This window comes from Agathobaculum desmolans ATCC 43058 (genome assembly GCF_000701665.1).
Taxonomy (GTDB): domain Bacteria; phylum Bacillota; class Clostridia; order Oscillospirales; family Butyricicoccaceae; genus Agathobaculum; species Agathobaculum desmolans.
The window spans coordinates 1-20,889 of the sequence record NZ_JNJN01000034.1 but is presented as its reverse complement, the minus strand read 5'-3'; the positions used below and the strand labels follow the sequence as shown (position 1 = coordinate 20,889).

General features: G+C 50.9%; 15 protein-coding genes and 1 riboswitch. Of the genes, 8 read left to right on the top strand and 7 right to left on the bottom strand.

Annotation, left to right across the window (positions count from 1 at the left end; genetic code table 11):
• Positions 1–119: 119 nt before the first annotated feature.
• The 3 genes from dapB to asd are packed head-to-tail and all read right to left on the bottom strand — an operon-like array spanning position 120 to position 2,905.
• Positions 120–887 carry a 4-hydroxy-tetrahydrodipicolinate reductase gene (gene dapB / locus T363_RS0109430; protein WP_031475261.1) on the bottom strand — a complete coding sequence of 256 codons (768 nt, stop codon included), beginning with the start codon at positions 885–887 and terminating at the stop codon, positions 120–122.
• A gap of 29 nt (positions 888–916) precedes the next feature.
• A complete protein-coding gene (gene dapA, locus T363_RS0109425) occupies positions 917–1,807 on the bottom strand; it encodes a 4-hydroxy-tetrahydrodipicolinate synthase (protein WP_031475259.1) in 891 nt (296 codons plus the stop codon).
• 15 nt (positions 1,808–1,822) lie between these two features.
• On the bottom strand, positions 1,823–2,905 hold the full coding sequence (gene asd, locus T363_RS0109420) for an aspartate-semialdehyde dehydrogenase (protein WP_031475257.1): 1,083 nt from the start codon (positions 2,903–2,905) through the stop codon (positions 1,823–1,825).
• A gap of 132 nt (positions 2,906–3,037) precedes the next feature.
• Positions 3,038–3,221: riboswitch (Lysine riboswitch) on the bottom strand.
• Positions 3,222–3,300: 79 nt separating this feature from the next.
• Between asd and T363_RS15170 the strand changes: the two genes are divergently transcribed.
• Both T363_RS15170 and queA read left to right on the top strand, forming a co-directional pair.
• Positions 3,301–4,983: a SpoIID/LytB domain-containing protein gene (locus tag T363_RS15170; RefSeq protein WP_051643201.1), complete on the top strand. Its 1,683-nt coding sequence runs from the start codon at positions 3,301–3,303 to the stop codon at positions 4,981–4,983.
• A 60-nt stretch (positions 4,984–5,043) separates the two neighbouring features.
• Positions 5,044–6,069, top strand: a complete 1,026-nt coding sequence (gene queA / locus T363_RS0109410) for a tRNA preQ1(34) S-adenosylmethionine ribosyltransferase-isomerase QueA (protein WP_031475253.1) — start codon at positions 5,044–5,046, stop codon at positions 6,067–6,069.
• 143 nt (positions 6,070–6,212) lie between these two features.
• Here queA and zwf read toward each other — a convergent pair whose 3' ends face one another.
• The 3 genes from zwf to T363_RS0109395 are packed head-to-tail and all read right to left on the bottom strand — an operon-like array spanning position 6,213 to position 10,015.
• The gene (zwf, locus tag T363_RS0109405) at positions 6,213–7,610 is read right to left on the bottom strand and encodes a glucose-6-phosphate dehydrogenase (RefSeq protein WP_031475251.1); all 1,398 of its coding nucleotides are present in this window, start codon (positions 7,608–7,610) and stop codon (positions 6,213–6,215) included.
• Entirely contained in the window at positions 7,607–9,022 is a 1,416-nt protein-coding gene (gene gndA, locus T363_RS0109400) for an NADP-dependent phosphogluconate dehydrogenase (protein ID WP_031475249.1), read from the bottom strand. The genes zwf and gndA overlap by 4 nt, the downstream gene beginning before the upstream one ends.
• A gap of 3 nt (positions 9,023–9,025) precedes the next feature.
• Positions 9,026–10,015 carry a lactonase family protein gene (locus T363_RS0109395; RefSeq protein ID WP_031475247.1) on the bottom strand — a complete coding sequence of 330 codons (990 nt, stop codon included), beginning with the start codon at positions 10,013–10,015 and terminating at the stop codon, positions 9,026–9,028.
• Positions 10,016–10,241: 226 nt separating this feature from the next.
• On the opposite strand from T363_RS0109395, the gene tgt reads away from it, so the two are divergent.
• The 3 genes from tgt (at position 10,242) to T363_RS0109380 (ending at position 14,308) form a co-directional block, all read left to right on the top strand.
• Positions 10,242–11,384: a tRNA guanosine(34) transglycosylase Tgt gene (tgt, locus tag T363_RS0109390; protein WP_031475245.1), complete on the top strand. Its 1,143-nt coding sequence runs from the start codon at positions 10,242–10,244 to the stop codon at positions 11,382–11,384.
• Between the two features lie 89 nt (positions 11,385–11,473).
• Positions 11,474–13,036, top strand: a complete 1,563-nt coding sequence (locus T363_RS0109385; RefSeq protein WP_161645960.1) for an oligosaccharide flippase family protein — start codon at positions 11,474–11,476, stop codon at positions 13,034–13,036.
• A 99-nt stretch (positions 13,037–13,135) separates the two neighbouring features.
• Complete coding sequence (locus T363_RS0109380) at positions 13,136–14,308, top strand: THUMP domain-containing class I SAM-dependent RNA methyltransferase (RefSeq protein WP_051643200.1); 1,173 nt, start codon at positions 13,136–13,138, stop codon at positions 14,306–14,308.
• Positions 14,309–14,565: 257 nt separating this feature from the next.
• Here T363_RS0109380 and T363_RS0109375 read toward each other — a convergent pair whose 3' ends face one another.
• A complete protein-coding gene (locus T363_RS0109375) occupies positions 14,566–15,879 on the bottom strand; it encodes a Na+/H+ antiporter NhaC family protein (protein ID WP_031475240.1) in 1,314 nt (437 codons plus the stop codon).
• A gap of 600 nt (positions 15,880–16,479) precedes the next feature.
• Between T363_RS0109375 and T363_RS0109370 the strand changes: the two genes are divergently transcribed.
• The 3 genes from T363_RS0109370 (at position 16,480) to T363_RS0109355 (ending at position 20,279) form a co-directional block, all read left to right on the top strand.
• Entirely contained in the window at positions 16,480–17,709 is a 1,230-nt protein-coding gene (locus tag T363_RS0109370) for a hypothetical protein (RefSeq protein ID WP_154658785.1), read from the top strand.
• Between the two features lie 224 nt (positions 17,710–17,933).
• Positions 17,934–19,667: an Ig-like domain-containing protein gene (locus tag T363_RS15165; RefSeq protein WP_078096993.1), complete on the top strand. Its 1,734-nt coding sequence runs from the start codon at positions 17,934–17,936 to the stop codon at positions 19,665–19,667.
• Positions 19,668–20,279: a hypothetical protein gene (locus T363_RS0109355; protein WP_031475237.1), complete on the top strand. Its 612-nt coding sequence runs from the start codon at positions 19,668–19,670 to the stop codon at positions 20,277–20,279. It begins immediately after the preceding gene.
• Positions 20,280–20,889 lie beyond the last annotated feature (610 nt).

Here is a 20,889-nt window from a genome sequence, read left to right as displayed (position 1 = left end):
GCAATGGGAAGGGGGAGCAATGTATGATTCTTGACGAGATGTGAACGGAAATCAGTCAATAAAAGCAACGCACCGACCCTGCCATGCGGCGGATCGGTGCGTTGCTTTGTGGAATATGGTCATTGTGCGTGCGAGGCGATCACATCGTTCATATCGTACATGCCGGGCTGCTTGCAGCCAGCCATAAAGACTGCTGCATCCACTGCACCGGTCGCAAATACTTCGCGGGAAAGCGCTGTGTGCTTGATCTCGATGATCTCATCCCGGCCACAGAACAAAACCGAATGTTCCCCTACGATCGTGCCACCGCGAATGGCGGAAATACCGATTTCATGTGCAGGGCGTTTTTCGCGGCGTTCGTGCCGGTCGTAGACATATTCTGCTGGGTAGGGAAGGGCAGAGGCAACAGCATCCGCCAGCATGAGCGCAGTCCCTGAGGGGGCATCCAGCTTTTGATTGTGATGCTTTTCGATGATCTCAACATCGTATTGGTCGCCCAGTACGGCAGCGGATTTGCGTAAAAGTTCACTCATCAAATTGATGCCGATCGACATGTTGCCGGAACGGAACACAGGAAACGCAGCAGATGCTGCGCGGATCTTCTGCAGCTGCTCCGGAGAGTGGCCGGTCGTGCAAATGATAAGCGGCGTATGGTGCTGCTCGCAATAGGACAGCAGATGCTCTGTGCTGGATGCGTTGGAAAAGTCGATGATCACATCGCATGAACCTTGAAATTCAAATGGATCGGAGAATATCGGAAAATCCGCATATTTTGCGGTATTGATGTCAAATCCCGCAACAATCTGCATGTTATCTCGTCCTGCGACTATATCGGTGATCACGTGTCCCATCCGCCCGTTACAGCCGGAAAGCGCAATATTTAACATCTTTTCAAAACTCCTTAATTAAAGCGGGCTTAGATTTTGCAGCCGGCCTTTTCCAGTTCCTTTTTGATACGTGCAGCATGTTCCTCACTGGCTTCTACCAGCGGAAGGCGAAGTGCACCGACGTTCCAGCCGAGGATCTCCATCGCTTTTTTTACAGGGATAGGGTTGACCTCACAGAACAATGCGTCGATCAGATCGTGATATTTGAACTGCATTTGTGCAGCTTCGGGGTAGCGGTTTTCAAAGCAGAGCTGGGTCAAATCATGGGTTTCCTGCGGCGCCACATTGGACAGCACTGAAATAACGCCCTTGCCGCCAAGCGCCATCAGCGGAACGATTTGATCGTCGTTGCCCGACCATACGTTGAGGTCATCGCCGCATTTGGCCATCGCAGCAGCCAGCAGGCTGAAATCACCCGATGCCGCCTTCAAACCGTTGATGTTGGGATGCTGTGCGAGCTGATACAGTGTATCGGCCGTAAAGCAAACGCCGGTACGGCTGGGCACATTGTACAGGATGATCGGCAGATCACAGCAGTCAGCAATTTTGGTATAGTGGGCGAGCAGACCACGCTGGGTGGTTTTGTTGTAGTAGGGGGTGACAGATAAGCCGCCGTCCGCGCCGCATTCCTGTGCGAAACGGGTCAGTTCGACTGCATAGGCAGTATCATTAGAGCCTACGCCGGCGATAACGGGGACACGGTGGTTGACGTATTCACAGCACCAGGCAACCGCCTCGCGGTGCTCCTTGTCGTGCATTGCGGATGCTTCGCCGGTCGTACCGCACACGATGATCGCATCCGTACCGTGTGCGATCTGGTGGTCGACAATGCGTCCGAATTCTTCATAATTTACTTCACCGGTTGCGGTGAACGGTGTGACAATGGCGACACCGGCGCCGGTAAAAACAGGATTTTTCATAAGACAGTGACCTCCTTAGCGGTCCATATAGCCTTCGGCACAGAGCAGTTCTGCCATCAGGACAGCACCGCCGGCTGCGCCGCGCAGGGTATTGTGCGACAGGCTGACAAATTTATAGTCATACAGGGCATCCTCACGCAGACGGCCGATCGAGACGCCCATACCGCCTTCCAGATCTCGATCCAAGCGGGTCTGCGGACGGTTATCCTCTTCAAAATAGGTCAGGAAATGTGCGGGGGCGGAGGGAAGATGCAGCTCCTGTGCGCGGCCCTCAAAGCTGCGCCACCGTGCGATCATCTCTTCCTTGCTCGGCTTGTTTTTGAACTTGACAAAGGCTGCCGCCATATGGCCGTCCGAGCAGGCAACGCGCAGGCACTGCGCGGTGATGACCGGGCTGACGGCAGGCTCGATGTGATCCCCCTCGATATGGCCCCAGACCTTCATCGGCTCTTTTTCGCTTTTTTCTTCCTCACCGCCGATGTAGGGGATGACATTATCAACCATTTCCGGCCAGCTTTCGAAGGTTTTGCCTGCACCGGAAATCGCCTGATAGGTACAGACAGCAACTTCGGTCGGTTCAAAGTCCATCAGGGCGGACAGCGCGGGTACATACGACTGGATCGAGCAGTTGGACTTGACTGCGATAAATCCGCGCTTCGTCCCCAAACGCTTGCGCTGTGCGGGGATGATCTTGGCGTGATCGGCGTTGATTTCCGGAATGATCATCGGAACGTCGGGCGTCATACGGTGGGCGGAGTTGTTTGAGCAGACCGGGCACTCGAGCTTGGCGTACGTCTCCTCCAGCGCACGGATCTCTTCCTTTTTCATATCAACTGCGCAGAAGATAAAGTCAACCTGCGCGGCAATCTCCTCTGCGTCTGCCGTTGCATCATACATGACCATGTTTTTGTATTTGTCCGGCATGGGAACAGCCATTTTCCAACGGCCCTCACAGGCTTCGGCATAGGTTTTGCCGCGGTTGCGCGAGGAAGCAGCCAGTGCTACTACTTCAAACCACGGGTGGTTTTCCAGCAGCAGGGAAAATCGCTGGCCAACCATACCGGTGGCACCGACAATACCGACTTTGTAGTGATTCATGTTGATCATATCCTTCCCAAAAGGTTTTCTAACGGTTTCCGTTCCAATACAAATGCAGCAAAGAAAAATACCGGTTGAAAAACCGGTATGATCTATACTATAATAGAAAATACGGACGTGCCGTACGGTTCTAAACAGGATAGCTCTCCACCGGCATTTTCTGCTGATGACAGACGCAGGGATATTATCCGCAGCATCCAGCAGGGCCTTGCCGCAACAAGAACCGGCTTCGGCGGAAGACCCTTTCTCGGCTGATTCACGGGTTTACGGACCCTCCCAGACCGATACTGATGAATTCCGCGCCTCTATCTGTATCTGTACTTTTCTTTATTATTGTAAAGTAAGGTCATATGTTTGTCAAGAGAGGGCGGGAAAAATAACAGGAGGATGATCAAATGAAAAGAATCCTATCTCTGCTGCTTTGTGCAGCAGCATTATGCGGCTGCCTGCAGACGGCGCCGGCCGCGGCAGCGAATGAGGATACCATTCTGCGTGTTGGATTGACGGTAAGTGGTTCCAGCTCCTTTGCCGACCCAAAACTGGAAAATGTCTCCGGATACGCATCCGGTTATACGGCAGGTGTGATGAACGGCACCGCGTTTTCGGGCAGCAAGACAATTACGGCAACTCAGTTGACCATTCGCCTGGTAGATGATGCGTTTCAGATCAGTGATACGGCATCGGGCAAGGTGTTGTATACAACGGCGAAAGGGACGGACCATTTGGCGATCCAGCCCAAAAGCACGCTGACATGGTTTAAGGGATATCGCTGGCAGGGCAGCTTTGTTTATCGCCGTGCCGGAAATGGTAATCTTACTGTTATAAATTATGTTGGGCTGGAGGATTATGTGAAGGGCGTGCTGCCATACGAGATCGATCCGGACTGGCCGGCTGAGGCGCAAAAAGCGCAGGCGGTTTGTGCGCGTTCGTTCGCACTTGGTACCCATAAACATACTGCCAGCGGATACGATCTGTGCAACACAACGAATTGTCAGGTGTATTTAGGGGCAAATAAAGCAACGGCGGCTTCCAATGCGGCGGTAAATGATACCCGCGGTCAATATCTGACCTATCAGGGCAAGCCTGTCATCGGTTACTTTTTCTCTTCGGATGGCGGCGCGACCGAGGATGCGGTCAATGTATGGGGCGGAGATTATCCGTATTTGAAGGGGAAAGTGGATCCGTACGAGGGAAAAGTGGATGAGTGGAGCGTTACCCTGACAGCGGAGGAAGTTAGAAAGAAGCTGATCAGCGCAGGTTATACCATCGGTACGGTCGCAAAGGTCGAGGTGACCAAGCGCACAGCAACGGATAATGTAAACGAAGTGACAGTGACCGATACGGATGGCAAGACGGTGACCATCCAGCGCGATAAGGTGCGCACGGTATTTGGTTTGAAGAGCATCCGCTACACGATCACTCCGCATCAGACCAAAGCAGTGAAGACGCTTCCGGTGAGTGCGGCACTGCAAAAAATCGTTCCTTCAGTACATCAGATTACCTTGGACGGCAAAAAGGTCACTCCGCAGGGCTGGAATATCGGAGGCGAGAATTATTATAAGCTGCGCGATATTGCTTATATCATGAACGGTACGGGCAGCCAGTTTAATGTGGGGTGGGATAACGCAAAAAATTGTATTTCCCTTTTTGCCGGACAGGCATATCAGCCGGTCGGTGATGAAATGAGTTCATCTGCTTCGTCAGCGGTCAAAACCTATATGCCTGCGACGGCTTCGATCGTGCTGGACGGCAAAGATATTCAGCTGACCGGTTATCATGTAAACGGCAATAATTATTATCGCGTGCGTGACATGGGGAAGGTGCTGAACTTTACGGTGGATTTTGATCCGGAAAGCGAGATGGTGCTGCTGTGCAGTGCCGATCAATCCGGGCAGCCAGTTCAGCCTGAACAACCGGAGCAGTCGGATACTCCCGCGGCCAGCTATACTTTTACCGGTTCGGGCTGGGGGCATAGCGTGGGCATGAGCCAGTGGGGTGCCTATGCGATGGCCAAGCAAGGTTTTACTTACGAGGATATTTTGAAATTTTACTTTACCGGTATTTCCCTTGCCGGATAACCCGTTAGAAAAAAGGAGGAGCGGCACGGCGCTTTCCAACCGAAGTGCGTGCCTGTATGGATGAAGAAAAGTGATTTTTATTTTGATTTGCCTGAACGCCTGATTGCGCAGCATCCGTTGGAGCAGCGGGATGCGTCGCGCTTGCTGGTGCTCAATCGGGCAGACGGTTCCGTGACCCATCGTCATTTCCGTGACTTAATCGAATATGTGCAGCCGGGTGACTGCATCGTATTCAATAACTCCCGCGTTATTCCGGCGCGTCTGATGGGTCATGCAGTGGGACGAACGACGCCTATCGAGGTGCTGCTGCTGACCGATAAAGGCGATGGTTTGTGGGAGTGCCTGACCCGCCCGGGACGGAAAACGCGGGAAGGTGTGGAGCTGACCTTTGGCGATGGAATGTTGACTGCAACGGTGGAAAAAGTGCAGCCGGATGGCAACCGTCTGATCCGTTTTCACTACGAGGGGATCTTTTTGGAGATTCTGGATCAACTTGGTACGATGCCGCTGCCACCCTATATCAAAGAGAAATTGGAAGATCAGGAGCGCTATCAAACGGTTTACTCCAAAACACCCGGATCGGCGGCTGCGCCGACGGCAGGGCTTCACTTTACGGATGAAATGCTGGATGCTTTGCAGAACAAGGGGGTAAAGCTGGCGTTTGTTACGCTACATGTGGGCCTTGGCACCTTCCGTCCGGTTAAGGAAGAGGAAATCACTGATCATGTGATGCATTCGGAATTTTACATGATGGATGAAGCAACCGCAGAACAGATTAACAGTACGCGCAAAGCGGGCGGCAAGATCTGGGCAGTCGGCACGACGGCCAGCCGCACGCTGGAAACGATCGCGGATGAGGACGGACTGGTGCGGGCGCAGTCCGGCTGGACGGATATCTTTATTTATCCGGGTTACCGCTTTAAGGCGGTTGATCATCTTGTGACCAATTTTCACTTGCCGGAAAGCACACTGATGATGTTGATTTCGGCCTTTGCAAGCCGTGAAATGGTGATGGAAGCCTATCGTCAGGCAATCGAACAGGAGTACCGCTTTTTCTCCTTCGGCGATAGTATGCTGCTGTACTGATTACAGATTCATTTGATAATTTGTGCGCTGCTGTAACAGATGCAGAATGGCAGCTGCCGCATATACGATAAAAACCGAGGCGTATGCCTCGGTTTTTATTGTTTGCAAGGGAAGCGTGGACGCGTATCGCATGCGAACGGGTGTTACGGGCTGTTGAACCAGCTGTGTCCAAACCGCGCAAGCAGATCATCCGCTTCGGATGGGCCGTAAGAACCTCCGGTATAGTTCCGCAGCGGAAGCCCTGCTTTTTCATATGCCTGACGGAGCTGCGCAACATATTCCCAGCCGGTTTCAATTTGATCCCACTGCGAGAACCAAAAGTGTTCTCCGCGGATGCATGCACCGATCAGCCGTTCGTAGGCCTCCGGTGTATTGATACGGTTTTCAAGGGAACAGCTCTGGCAGAAATCCATTTTGGCTTGGGTTATTTCGGTCGTATCGCCCGGTTTTTGGATATTAAATTGCAGATATACGCCTTCAGTGGGCTGGATGCGGATGACGAGCACATTGTGTGCAACATCCGGACGCGGACGGCGGAAGGTGACAACCACATTCATTTCCCGCTCTCCGAGCTTTTTGCCGGTACGGATATAGAACGGTGCGCCGCGCCAGCGGTCGTTGTCGATGAACAGGCGCATAGCAGCATAGGTATCGGTTTGCGAATGGGGGTCTACCAGCTTTTCGGTTCGGTATCCATCATACTGGCCGAGCACAAGTGTATCCTCGATGGGATCACGTCCGACCGGACGAAGCGCACGAAGCACCTTGAGCTGTTCGCTGTGCATATCCGATCCGATATAATCACTGGGCCGCTCCATCGCTACGATTGAAAGAATTTGGAACAAATGATTCTGCACCATGTCTTTCATTGCACCGGCCTCATCATAATAGCCGCCGCGGGATTCTACGCCGACATCCTCGAGTGCAGAAATTTGTACGGATTCAATAAAGCGTGCGTCCCACAGATTGGTGAAAATGGGATTGGAAAAACGGATGGTTTCAATATTACGCACCATTTCCTTCCCCAGATAGTGGTCGATACGGTAGATTTGCTCGGGAGAGAAGATGGTCTCCAGCCGTCGGTTCAGTTCTTTGGCAGCCTCCAGCGTTTCGCCGAAGGGCTTTTCCAAAATTACTTTGCCGCGGGAGGCGCCGCGAACCCCGGCAAGGCTTTCTGCAATCAGACCGAAAAAGCGGGGAGCAACCGCTAGATAAAAGATGAATTCATCGATTCCACGGTCAGTAAAATATTGATTCAGACCCGCGTATGCGGCAGGATCGGAAAAATCCATGCGGTAGTAGTCGATGCGCGCAGCAAAACGGGTAAACGCACTGTCCGAATAGGGGAGACGGGCAAATTTCTTCACCCAGTCGCGTGCAAGCTCGCAATATTGCTCGGTCGTATAATCCCGACGGCCGATGATGACGATTTGATAATCCATGGATTCCGCACCGGAAACACTTCCGTTATACAGTGCGGGGAGCAGCTTGCGGAAGGTAAGGTCACCTGTTCCGCCGAAAATCGTAAAGGCTTTGCTCATTGGTGGTTCCTCCATTCGTGATGGAAATGACCCGGACGGTCGGTGCGTTCATAAGTGTGTGCACCGAAACAATCGCGCTGCGCCTGAATCAGATTGGCGCCGACATGCTGTGCCCGGAAGGCATCGTAATACGAGATCGCGCTGGTCATGGCGGGCAGCGGCAGACCGTTGGCAATCCCCAGTGATGCCGCGGTGCGCAGGCTGCGCACATGACCGGCAAGCTGATCACGGAAAAAGGGATTGAGCATCAGATTGGGCAGGGCCGGATCCTTGCGGAAGGCGGCAGTGATATCATTCAGAAAATCTGCCTGAATAATGCAGCCGGCGCGGAAAATAGAAGCGATCGACCCTAAATCGAGAGACCATTGATATTGCTCGGAAGCATCGCGCATCAGGGCGAACCCCTGTGCATATGCAACGATTTTAGCTGCATACAGCGCCTGCCGCACTTGCTCTGCCAACGCTGCGCGATCCTCTGCGGAAACGCTGACCGTCTGCGCAGGCAGCAGACCGGCTGCCTGCCGGCGCAGGGCAAGGTCGTTGCTCATGACACGTGCGCCGGCGGCTGCGGTGATCATGGAAACCTCGACCCCTTGTTTGAGCGATTCGATGCTGGTCCAACGTCCGGTGCCTTTTTGGGCGGCGCTGTCAACAATGCGGTCGAGCAGATCGCCGTCCGCAAGATCGTCCGACTCGCGGAAAATATCGGCTGTGATACCAATCAGAAAGCTTTTCAGTTCACCCTGATTCCAGGAGGAAAACAGATCGGCCAGTTCGGTATTGGAAAAACCGCCGACATATTTGAGCAGCAGATAGCTTTCCGCGATCAGCTGCATATCGGCATATTCAATGCCGTTGTGCACCATTTTGACATAGTGTCCCGCACCGTCCGGACCGATATAGGTGCAGCAGGGTGCGCCTTCTGCGGTGGCTGCAACCGCTTCAAGAATGGGGCGGATCGCAGCATAGGCTTCCGGATCACCGCCCGGCATAATAGACGGGCCACGGCGGGCGCCTTCTTCGCCGCCGGAAATACCAACGCCGAAGTAAATCAGTCCCTGTTCGGCCAACCGTGCGCTGCGGCGGCGCGTGTCCTCAAAAAAGGAGTTGCCGCCGTCAAGAATGATATCACCCGGCTCGAGCAGTGGGATCAGCTGGTCGATCACACCGTCAACCGGTGCGCCGGCCTTGATCATCAGCATAATGCGGCGCGGCCGCTGCAGTGCGGAGACAAACTCCTGTAAATCGTAGTAGGGGTGCAGGTGATCATGCGGATGCTGCTGCACGACCTGTTCGGTCACGGTGCGGCTGCGGTTATAACCGGCTACCTGAAAACCGTGGTCAGCCATGTTCAGGGCAAGGCTGCGGCCCATAACCGACAGGCCGATGATACCAATATCACAACGCTTCATAATTTATCGTCCTTTCTCAGTGGTGTCAAATACAATGCTGACACCTTCATGGATGGGTACGCGGCTGCACAGCGGGCCGAGCAGCCCGGTCACAGCATCGCGGGGGAAACAGGTTATGTCATCCGAGCAGCGGTTCGCGGAAAGCAGCCAGTGCCCGTCCGGAGAGAGGGCAATATCGCGGGGATGCTGACCGCCGCAGTCTATGCGCTGCAGGATCTGCATTTGGCTGCCATTGGCTTCCAACACAATGATTTGCTCGGCGCCGCGAACGGAAACATAGAGAAAACGCTCGTCCGGTGAAAAACGGATCGCCGCGGCTTCATCACAGGATGAAACCGGGGCATCCAGCAGCGGAAGCCGCCCGCAAAGGGAAAAATGCGTGTCCTGCACGGCAAAACAGGAGATGGTATTGTCCTTTTGCGACACCAGATAGAGATACCGATGCGCCCGGTCGAAAATACCGTGCCGCGGGCCGCTGTTTTTCGGAAAACGGATGACACCGCGCGGCTGATAGTCCACAGCGGAAAACAGGCGGCATTCATCCAGCTCCATACAGGGAATGAGCAGTAGGTCATTGTGAAACAACACCTGATGGCAGCCTGCATGCGGTGCGATGGCAATGGTGTGTTCCTGTATGGGCTGCAAACCATTCAAACGGTAGCAGGTAACTGTTCCGGCATGAAAGTCAGCGGTAAAAACATGATCTTCTGCAATGGCAACATGGCAGCCGGCACCGGGATCGCCCAGTGCTTCTGCTGTTACGTGGGGGGAGGGGAGGCGCAGGTTGGTTACTGCAAGCCCGGCGCCCTGTTCCCGCCGCACGGTGGAAACAAGAACGCTGTCGTCGCGCAATGCGATATACTTGGAGTCCGGCACCGGCAGATAAGGCTCGGGGATGGTCAGCGCTCCGCTTTCCGCATCCAGTACAAATCGATAAATATGGTTTGACTGCACGGAACGATAGGTGCCGATATATCCTGTATATTGCTTCACGGAAAAACCTCCTCCAATACATCTATTTATACCTTAATGATAATATATATCATTAAGAAAAGCAAGGATAAATTTTATAAATATCCACCAAAAATGTGTGAAAAGATCACAGACGTTTTAGCACGCGAAAAACAGCGTCCCAATGTTCTTTTATTATGCGGGGCGTTGAAACACCCCATAAAATATGATACTATAATAGCACTGCTGAAAAGAAAACGAGGGAATTATGGATATTGGAACATTTCATCTGTTAAAAACAGAAGGAAACGCCCGCAGGGGCGAATTTTGCACGGCACATGGTGTGGTACAAACACCGGTATTTCAAAACGTCGGAACGGCGGGTGCAATCAAAGGTGCGGTCGATGCATTCGATTTGAAGGAACTGGGCTGTCAGATCGAATTGTCCAACACGTATCATCTGCATGTGCGTCCGGGCGATCAGATTGTGAAAGCGATGGGCGGCCTGCACAAATTCATGCGGTGGGATGGCCCGATGCTGACGGATTCGGGCGGATTTCAGGTATTTTCGCTGGCAACGCTGCGTAAAATTAAAGAAGAAGGCGTAACGTTTCATTCGCATGTGGACGGCCGCAAAATCTTTATGGGCCCGGAAGAAAGTATGCGCATTCAGTCCAATCTGGGATCGGATATTGCCATGGCGTTTGATGAGTGCATCGAAAATCCTGCGCCGCGCGAGTATGTCAAAAATTCGATCGACCGCACGACGCGGTGGCTGCGCCGGTGCAAAACCGAGCTCGAGCGTTTGAACGGACTGCCGGATACGGTCAACCCGCATCAAATGCTGTTCGGCATCAATCAGGGCGGCACATATGATGATCTGCGGATTGAACACATGCAGGCGATTGCAGAGCTGGATCTGCCTGGCTATGCAATCGGTGGGCTGGCAGTCGGTGAGAGTACCGAGGTCATGTATCATATTTTGGATGTTGTACTGCCGCATGCGCCGCAGCATAAGCCGCGCTATTTGATGGGGGTCGGCACACCGTCCAACATCATCGAAGGCGTTGCACGCGGTGTGGACTTTTTCGATTGCGTTATGCCGACACGTAATGCACGTCATGGGCATTTGTTTACGCACGACGGGATCATGAATATTATGAATGCCAAATACCAGACAGACGACCGGCCGATCGAGGAGGGGTGTCAGTGCCCGACCTGCCGCCGCTTCAGCCGGGCATACCTGCGCCATCTGCTCAAAAGCGGAGAGATGCTGTCGCAGCGGCTGTTGGTGATGCATAACCTGTGGTTCTATAACCACTTGATGCAGGAGATCCGCGATGCACTGGATAACGGAACCTTTGCGCAGTTCCGTGCAGCATACAGCGAAAAAATGAGCAAACGCATTTGAACAACGGCAGCCGCTTTCCGATAAGAAGGCGGCTGCTGTTCTCTTTTTCCCTGCTGCGGCATATCCTTTGTATGAAAAGGGGGCGTGCTGTGCGGATCAAAAGAAAAACGATTGCCTATGCGGCGGGTGTGCTGGCCTGCGGTAATCTGGCGTTGCAGGCACTGGGGTTTGTTTATCGAATTATTCTCAGCCGGTATGCGGGGGCAGAGGGGCTGGGGGTGTATCGTCTGGTCAATTCAGCCTATCTTGTGCTGCATGCAGGCTGCTTGTCCGGGGTGACCATGGCATGCTCCCGCCTGAGTGCGGTATACGAAGCGCGCGGCGAGCATCAGCGGGTGGGCGCGGTGCTGCGGCTGGCATTTTCTATTTTCCTGACGCTGTGTATAAGCTGTGCGGCAGCGGTGTTGTTATTCGGTGATGAGATCGCAGCGGGACTGCTGGGTGATGCACGCTGTGCACGGGCATTTCCTTTTATGGTGCTGTGCTTGCTGCTGACTGGCGTAGAAAATATTTTCAAAGCGCTGTTCATCGGCTTGGAGCAGATGCAGTATACTGCGTATTCCGAGGTGGGGGAGCAGCTCGTCCGCATTTTTTCAGTCGGCTGGCTGCTGCGGCACGACCAAAGCGGAGATTATGGTGTAACGGCAATGCTCATTTTTGCCGGCATGGTGATCAGTGAGATTTTCAGCGCGCTGTTTTTGACCGGACTGTTCCGGCGAAGCACCCGACATCATCCCTTCGGCGGTCGGGTGGACACGGCCACGGTGCGTCGATTTTTAGGGATCGCCGTACCGCTCTCCGCTGCATCTTTGATTGGAAATGCGATCGGCTCGGCCGGTGCAGTTCTGCTGCCGCAGCGGCTGATGGCAGCGGGGATGCGGTATGATCAGGCGCTTGCGGCGCTGGGGGTGATCTCCGGTATGGCGATGCCTTTACTGCTGCTGCCGTCCGCGCTGGTGAGTTCGGTCTGCACTGCACTATTGCCTGCTGTCACAGCCGCGCAGGCTACCGGTCAGCAGACCCGTGTGCGCGCTCTGGTTGGCCGGGCTGTGATGACGGTTGGACTGATCGGATTGCCGGCTACGGCGGTGCTGATCCCGCTGGCGCCCAGTTTGTGTATGCTTTTCTTTAACCAGCCGTTAACGCAGGAATATGTTTTTCTGCTTGGTGCGGCGGTGGCTGTCTGCTATTATCAGATGCTGTCAAACGGGCTGCTCAACGCGCTGGGGTTGCAGAAATGGAGTGTCGTGACCGGTACCGGCGCGGAATTGCTGCAGCTTGCGCTGTTGTATGATTGGTGTGCGCGTCCGATGTGGGGGATTTACGGGTATCTGCTTGCTATGCTGCTGACCGGAGCAGCAGCTTTTGCGGTCGATTTATGCATTTTATACCGACATACCGGATTTTCCCTGCATCCCCTGCGGCGGTTTGGCGTGCCGGTGGTGTGCGCCATCACGCTGTATGCATGGACGAGATGGTTTTATACGATTCTGCTGTATCGTTGGGGCAGCGCACCGGGTGCTGCTTTTGGCGCATTATGTGGCGCGGTGGGAATCTATGTATTGGTTCTGCGTCTGTTCGGGATTCGGTTGGTTCGTTATCTGACCCGCCGAATGGAAAGTCATTCGAAACCACGCCTATGTATATGGTAAATCACTTGACAAAGCATGGGGCGGCGGATTAAGATGGTTGCATGACAGTATGGCTCCTGCCGCACGGCGGGAGCTTTTTATCAGGAAAAGGAGAACACAATGGAATTGACCATGTGCTGCCCGACATTATTTGGGCTGGAAGGGATCGTAGCGGATGAGCTGCGCTTTGGCGGCAAGCTGGCAGAAGTACGGGCAGAAAACGGCCGCGTGCTGTTTGAAGGGGATGAGAATACGCTGGCATGGGCAAATCTCAACCTGCGCTGTGCAGAGCGGGTGCTGATCCGGCTGGGGGAATTTCCGGCCAAAAGCTTTGATGCGCTGTTCGAAGGGGTGCGCGCCTTGCCATGGGAGCAATTCATCCCGCGGGATGGTGCATTTCCTGTAAAAGGGTATTGCCTGAATGCGGCTTTACACTCTGTTCCGGACTGCCAGAAGATCGTCAAAAAAGCAGTTGTGAACCGGCTGGGCGCACACTATGGGCAGACGTGGTTTGAAGAGTCAGGGGCGCGTTATCAGATACAATTTTCCATTATGAACGATGTTGCTGCACTCTATTTGGATACTTCAGGGGTGGGGCTGCACAAGCGTGGATACCGCGCCAACAGTAATGCAGCGCCTTTGCGGGAAACATTGGCTGCCGCGATGGTCAAATTGGCACGCTGGCGTGGACGGGAGCCACTGATGGACCCGTTTTGCGGTTCGGGTACGATTGCAATCGAGGCAGCTATGATTGCCCAGCGCCGCGCTCCCGGACTGCTGCGCCGGTTTGATGCGGAAAAGTGGGTGACGCTTGACGGAGCGGCTTGGCGGCAGGCGCGGGAGGATGCGCTTGGTATGAACGATGGCAGCGCACGGTTTGACATTGTCGGCAGTGATCTGGATCCGGCCTGTGTGGAGCTTTCCATGGAAAATGCCCGCAAAGCCGGTGTTTCCGGTACGGTATTCTTTGAACGGGCGGATGCCTTGCAGCGCGATTACAACCGTGCCGGCGTGCTGTTTGCCAATCCACCTTATGGTGAGCGTTTGCTGGATGTGCAGACGGCAGAAAAACTGTATGCCGATTTGGGCAGGCGACTGGAAAAGTCACCGGTCAAACAGTATATCCTCAGCTCGGACCCGTTGTTTGAGCGCTGCTTTGGACGAAAAGCGGACAAGCGCCGCAAATTGTATAATGGCATGATCAAATGCGAATTGCATATGTATTTCAAGCACGCGCCGCGCTTGTCGGCCAATAGCGGAAAACAAGCGCATACGGAGACTGTAAAAAAGTGATGCTGCATTCTTTTGAAGGAGTGCATATGCATCCACTGATTGGTGTAGGAAACATTAACATAAATTTCTGGTGCTATATTCCGATTTGGAAAGGATATAGTTGTAACCCGTTTTTTCATTCGGGAAATAAAAAAACGTCGCTGTTTACAGTGGAATAGCGACGTTTTAGTATGCCCTAAATTAGATATGCGCTGTTGCTTTGTGCAGAACCCCGTGCTTTTTTAATCAAAACTTGGCGATGCACATTTTTTGCCGGATTATTTTGTTGTTTTTTGCGGTACAACGAAAATGAAAATCAACGAGCTGATCAATAGGAGCCCCGGATAGAACAAATTCGGCATAATATCGAAAGCGGAAATCTCATGCCCCAGTTCGGTGGCCGCAGAAATAGCAACAAGCATTTGTGCACCGTATGGAATCACGCCTTGTGAAATACAGGAGAATGTATCCAGAAGAGATGCGGCCTTGCGGGGGCTGATGTCATACTCTTTGGACATTTCCTTAGCGATTGGGTTTGCCATTACAATGGCAACCGTATTGTTCGCAGTTGCGATATCCATGGCGCCGACTAAAAGGCCCATGCCGAGCTGTCCGCTGCGTTTTCCTTTGAAAATGCTGCGAATTGCTGATAATAAAGCTTCAAATCCGCCGTATTCACGAATGAGAGAGCACATTACTGCAACCAGAATGGCAACCATTGATGTTTCAAACATACCGGCCGCGCCGGAACCCATATTTGCCAGAAGCTCTGTTGCCGCTGTTTGTCCAGTTCCCAGCATGATGATAGAACCGGAAACAATGCCAATCAAAAGGACAACAAAAACATTGATTCCGCAAATTCCCCCGATGAGTACAAGCACATATGGAATGATTTGAATTAAATTATATGGTTTAACCAGCGAGCCGTTTAGTTCTGTTCGAAAAGACAGTAAAAGAATGAGTCCTAAAGTAGCCAGCGCAGCAGGCAGTGCGATTGCAAAATTTTCACGGAACTTATCCTTCATGGCACAGCCCTGTCCGTTACAAGCAGCAATGGTTGTATCGGAGATGAAAGAAAGGTTGTCTCCGAACATGGCGCCGCCCATGACGGCACCAATACATAATGGTACATCAAAGCCGGATGCAGAAGAAACAGCAAGAGCAATCGGTGTTAGCAAGGTGATGGTGCCTACAGAAGTGCCCATTGCCGTGGATACAAAGCAAGCTACAATAAAGAGTACAGCGACGGCATAACGTGCCGGAATTAAGCCGAGCATGAAAAATGCAACACTTTCAGCACTGCTTCTCCCTACAACACCTACAAAAGCCCCGGCTGTCAAAAAGATCAGCAGCATTGTAACAATGTTTTTATCTGCAAGCCCTTTTGCCATCAGCTCTAACTTGTCTTCAAATTTCACGCCCCGATTTTGCAGACATGCAACTAAGATCGCCGCAAGAAATGCGATAACGATTGGGATGTTATAAAATCCCATTGGGATTTTCATTACATACTCGAACAGTATTCCCAGTCCAAGATACAGCACTAAGAATATTCCGATTGGCAGTAATGCAATTGGATTACTTTTTTTCATTTCTACTTCCTCGTTTTCCTTTATTCCGCGTGAACCACGTTACTTAATACTATACATTATTTTTTCTAAATAAACAACTTGAATGAACAAGGAAACGGATTAAATATATAAAAATTTTCCTGCCTGATGAGGACTTGATTGTTTCTATGCTGTACATTTCAGCATGGCTCCGTGCGCGGTGCCGGATTTTGCAAAGTGGTGAAAAAATGGCGTTAAAAGCAAAAAGACAGGAATAGTCCTGTCTTTTTACTGTAAAAAGAGGTGTATCGGTGTTTTCAGTTCCTTCTTACATTGTCCGATATCAGTCTATCATTGCGGGATGATTTTGTCAACATATTTTTTGTAATATATAGCTGTTTGGATTATTGCATCATGAAGCAGGGGATGAGAAAACAGATGCATAGACAAGGCGACTTAAATGTTGAGGATCATATGCTTGTACAATGCGGTAGTGCTGGGTGTGCAGGCAGCATATTGTTTTCCCTGCTTAAAATGATATACTAACCTCATGGAACAAGGTTCCATATTATACAGATTGAGGAGGGGTGTGTTGTACAAAAAATTGCAGCAATGTCCAAGGAGAGGAAAACCATCCTAATTGTGGTGGTAATCATCGCTGTGCTGGCAGGTGGATTATTGGGGTATCGCTTATACGTAACTGCAAAGCATAGTGTTGAAGATGTGATTGATGCCATGTTTGACGAATCGAGTTGGTTAATTGACTTTCGCTATTCTGACGAATCAACGTACCCGGAGTTGCTTGAGGAGTTTAATCGCGTCAAAAACAAGCTGATGTTCAAGCGAGAAATAGTGGAAGTCATAGATGAATTTACCGAAATCTCCATCCACAATTTAACTTGCGAGACGGATGAACGCACGGAAAACAGATATTACGACAAGCTTAACTATGTCGCTGCCCATGAAATATTTCAAAACGTTGTCGGCTGGCTGGATTACTCGGATTACGAAAACAAAAAGGTAAGGGATCGGTTTACCGCATTCTACACGGAGGTGGCTCAAACCCTTCAGGATCAAGCAGATTCGAACGAGAAGACAGCAGAAAGCGAATTAGAAAGTGCCGTGATTTTAGATTATCTGCTGCAAAGGGTAAATTCTTTCAACGCAAAAGCGAATGATTTTTATAAGATTGATCCGACTCATGTTGTTCTCCTTGAAGAAGTTGAGCAGCACTTTGATCAAGCCATCCAGATATCCTATAGTGCGAAAAATACAGAAACTTTTGTAAAAGCCATTTCTCAAGCCACTCAGTCACCTTTGTTTGAAGGGCGGGCTTTCATGGATAGTCAGCAGATCGTGGACTTCCTGATGACGAATGATGATGGTGCAGTATACACGCTGCTCAACGGAGTTGGCGGATATTACGACACGCATCAAGTGGAAGCATATGGCGATATAACCTATCATGGCGATTTTGCCACTCGAGTTACCACCTCCGGGGGCGGAATGTACGATACCAGTGGCCTAGGCGGCGTGTGGGGTGCCCTTACACCGGGTCAGCGTGCCGAGATCAGTAAGGGGAACCAATCGAAAACCTATTATGGCTATTATTTGTGCGGAGAAAATTTCGGAGACAACTATGATCGTCCGTTGGAAGATGATGCGTATGGCTACGTTTACCTGAACGAAGATGGCACTCGTCTATACTTTGCAGAACAATCTATTTTTTACATGAGCGACACAAATTACAAATCTGAAATGATTCGCGGAGATTTTTCCAAACAGTATGATGAAATGGAACAAAAGTTTCGCAAAGAACACGTGGCAAAACAGCCGGAAATAGATAAAAATAAGGAGGGACATGTGAAATGAAAAAAGTTGATAATCCCCTTGCTTACGGAGACTTTTGGGCCGTCTCTGGCAGCTTGCAGCGGTAATGGTGGTGATATACAAAGTAATGATATAGTTATGCTTTTAACAGCGAAATCCTGTTCAATGCTGATTCATATTACCATTAAGGAATGAGATGATGCCCTTTTTGTGATACCGCACGGCGCTTTACGGCAATTTTCCAAAACAGATTGGGGGAAAACAAAATGTTACGAAAAACACGTAAAATCTGCATGACCGCTTTGTGTGCATGTACTGCGGCCGCTGGATGCATGACCATGGCAGCAGCGGCTCCGGTAGATGATGCTTACAGAGCATATTACGATTTTTTGCAGGAACAAGTGGACAGTATAGGCCTGCCCGCCAATGATGTTCCGTCCAGTGAGCTTCCGCAATATGATTTCCCGATCAATTTAGTCAATGAGGAAATTGGCTACGCACAACTCACAGACTTTAATCAGGACGGCATTCCGGAACTGGTTTTCGGCAAAACGCTGGATGCTACAAATGCGATAGGAGGCGGCTTTGTAAATTGTGTTTACACTTACCAGAATGGAAAGATGGTTCGTTTAGCCGGTGAATTGCCGATTGATATAGAATACTGGGGAGATGCGGGTTACTCTTACCAAATGACCCTCAGCAGCGGTACGGATGGATATGTTTACATGGTGTGGAAGATTGACGGAAGTGGTACGGATAGAGGCGGGTCATATTATTATACGCTGAAAAACGGAAAATGGCAGGAAGTTGCCGGGTTTACCATGCGTTTCCACCCTGATATTTACATTAGTCAGGATGTATTCTCTTCCACGGGTGAGATGTCATACTTTTACACCGGCCCGGATGGAAAAACAACGGAATTACCGCATTCCACGTGGTATGCACGGTTGCAGGCAATGACAAGTGGAGGAGAAAAGACGTATGAGCTCCAGAATAATCTGAATACAACGCTGTCTGCACTGGCGAAACGAATCGATCCGAAATATGCATCTCATTACCGTACACCATCTTCCTGGGCGGTGGCGGCCGTAAATGAAGGGATCCAACGAAATATTGTTCCAAAGCCGCTGCAAAAGAAATATGCAGAACCAATTACACGTGCTGAATTCTGCTCGCTGGCTACTTCGTTTTACGAGGAAGTTTCAGGCACGGAGATCAAAGAACGGGCGGTCTTTACGGATACGAAAGACAAAAACATTGAGAAGATGGGCGGATTGGGTGTTGTTACAGGTGTAGGTGAGGGGCGGTTTCATCCTGATGCATTGCTGACACGTGAGCAAGCGGCAGTCATATTAACGAACTTGAGCCGTGCAATGGGAAAGGAATTAAGTGCTGCTATGCCTGATTTTACGGATCGTGATGCAATATCCGCGTGGGCGCTTGAACAGGTAGGACAAGTGCAGCAGGCGGGTATTATGAATGGCGTGGATCAGGGACGCTTCGCTCCAAAGGATCCATATACCCGCGAGCAAAGCATCGTGACGATGATGCGAATGGAATCGGGTTCGACGGTAGCCCCAACTCGATTAGAGCTGAAGCCGGAACAGGAGGAAATCCGGGCTTCAACGACCACGACCGTGCATTACACTGTTTCCCCGGAAAATGCGACCAACAAAACCATTGCGTCGTGGACTTCTTCCGATACAAAGGTTGCAACTGTTTCAGGCGGAACGGTGCGGGGGATTTCGGAAGGTACGGCAACGATTACCGCAACAACAACGAATGGAGTATCCGCAAGCTGCAAGATTCGAGTTACGCCGCAATATAAAATGTCTATTGCAGCAAAGCATTTGCCCAAAACTGTTAATTGCCTGTATTTGAAGGATGACAGATGGGATAATCAGGATGTTGATTATGTACCCAATGATCCTATGGTTACAGGTAAACTGCGGATTACGGAGGTAGTGCCGAAAGGTACGCATAGCAGTCTGGGTATTTAGGTGCTGGTTCGCGGTGAATTAGAGAGCATTAACCGGGATTTGCGATTTGATTTCGACCCCTATTTGAAATATGATCTGAAGGACGAGCGCGGCCGCATTGTGAAAAACGGGATCGAAGAAATATTCAATACGCTGCGAAAAGCCGGAGATACTTTTGAAGTAGAACTTTACTTCGACGATAAAATAATCGATCTGGATTCTGCTTATACGATCGATTTCCGAAATGACAGTGGCAGAGATCAAGCCGATGTTTTAGCGGATGCACCTGAAATAAAATTACCCGAACTGCCGTTTTCGGTGAGCGATCAGGAAGGCAATACAACGACCATTGAAGAAGTTGTTGCGGATGTAAGCTATTCCAGATATACGGAAGGCTATGAGGTCGATATTTCATTCCGCGGTACAGCAGAAGTTGAGATGTTTGGCGCAAAATTTAGATGGCAATTATGTGATTCTTCTGGTGGAGTTGTTGCAGAAGGAACGGATTATGTCTCCAGTTGGAATGTTGATGAAGACGGCTCCTTTGTATTAGGTCCGCACTATAGTGGTGAGGGCATGGATTTACAAATTGGGGAAAGCTATGAAATTAAATTAAGTCGAGCAAATGCGTAGGCAGTATAACGCAGGATTATTTTTGATGCAATGTACCTGATAGACGAATGATGGTTCTGCTGTGTGTCTGTGCCGCTCTGGATCGGGAGAAATTTCGTTTTGCAGCGAGGCAGAGCACTATGCGGACTTCATAGAATGGGATTTCGGATTTTTTCAATGAGGAATTCCATTGCTGATCTGGACTATCGTGGTGGTTTCGGCTGTTCTTCGCAGGTGCGCTCGCGCAGTAACTTGGCGGGCGATATGAAACCAGATGAAAAATGGATTCTTTTCCAATCAAAACAAAAGGGCGAGAGATGTTTCTCGTCCTGTTACTATATAGTTGCCTCGGAAATGTGGTAGCCAGCTACGAGCCGAGACATCTCGTTGCCTAAGCTGTTAGAATAGGAAGGTAATGGTCTGACCTTCTCGTCCAAGGGCTTGTACGTCCGTGCGAAAGTCAGTCAGCCATCCTCCTATTCGCAGTGTTCGATTTGTGCAGGTAGAGCCGCGTGTTCGTGTCACCAAACAGATAGAATCGGCAATGGGTAGAATGGCTTTGTCCATTGCAATTTCTTTTTAGGAGTGAAGAACATGAACGCAGCAGGTATCGATGTTTCCAGCAGAAAGA

What these genes read in the sequence shown, in the direction of transcription:
- dapB (WP_031475261.1), bottom strand. Translation starts at nt 887, where the DNA reads ATGTTAAATATTGCGCTTTCCGGCTGTAACGGGCGGATGGGACACGTG.
- dapA (WP_031475259.1), bottom strand. Translation starts at nt 1,807, where the DNA reads ATGAAAAATCCTGTTTTTACCGGCGCCGGTGTCGCCATTGTCACACCG.
- asd (WP_031475257.1), bottom strand. Translation starts at nt 2,905, where the DNA reads ATGAATCACTACAAAGTCGGTATTGTCGGTGCCACCGGTATGGTTGGC.
- T363_RS15170 (WP_051643201.1), top strand. Translation starts at nt 3,301, where the DNA reads ATGAAAAGAATCCTATCTCTGCTGCTTTGTGCAGCAGCATTATGCGGC.
- queA (WP_031475253.1), top strand. Translation starts at nt 5,044, where the DNA reads ATGAAGAAAAGTGATTTTTATTTTGATTTGCCTGAACGCCTGATTGCG.
- zwf (WP_031475251.1), bottom strand. Translation starts at nt 7,610, where the DNA reads ATGAGCAAAGCCTTTACGATTTTCGGCGGAACAGGTGACCTTACCTTC.
- gndA (WP_031475249.1), bottom strand. Translation starts at nt 9,022, where the DNA reads ATGAAGCGTTGTGATATTGGTATCATCGGCCTGTCGGTTATGGGCCGC.
- tgt (WP_031475245.1), top strand. Translation starts at nt 10,242, where the DNA reads ATGGATATTGGAACATTTCATCTGTTAAAAACAGAAGGAAACGCCCGC.
- T363_RS0109380 (WP_051643200.1), top strand. Translation starts at nt 13,136, where the DNA reads ATGGAATTGACCATGTGCTGCCCGACATTATTTGGGCTGGAAGGGATC.
- T363_RS0109375 (WP_031475240.1), bottom strand. Translation starts at nt 15,879, where the DNA reads ATGAAAAAAAGTAATCCAATTGCATTACTGCCAATCGGAATATTCTTA.
- T363_RS15165 (WP_078096993.1), top strand. Translation starts at nt 17,934, where the DNA reads ATGTTACGAAAAACACGTAAAATCTGCATGACCGCTTTGTGTGCATGT.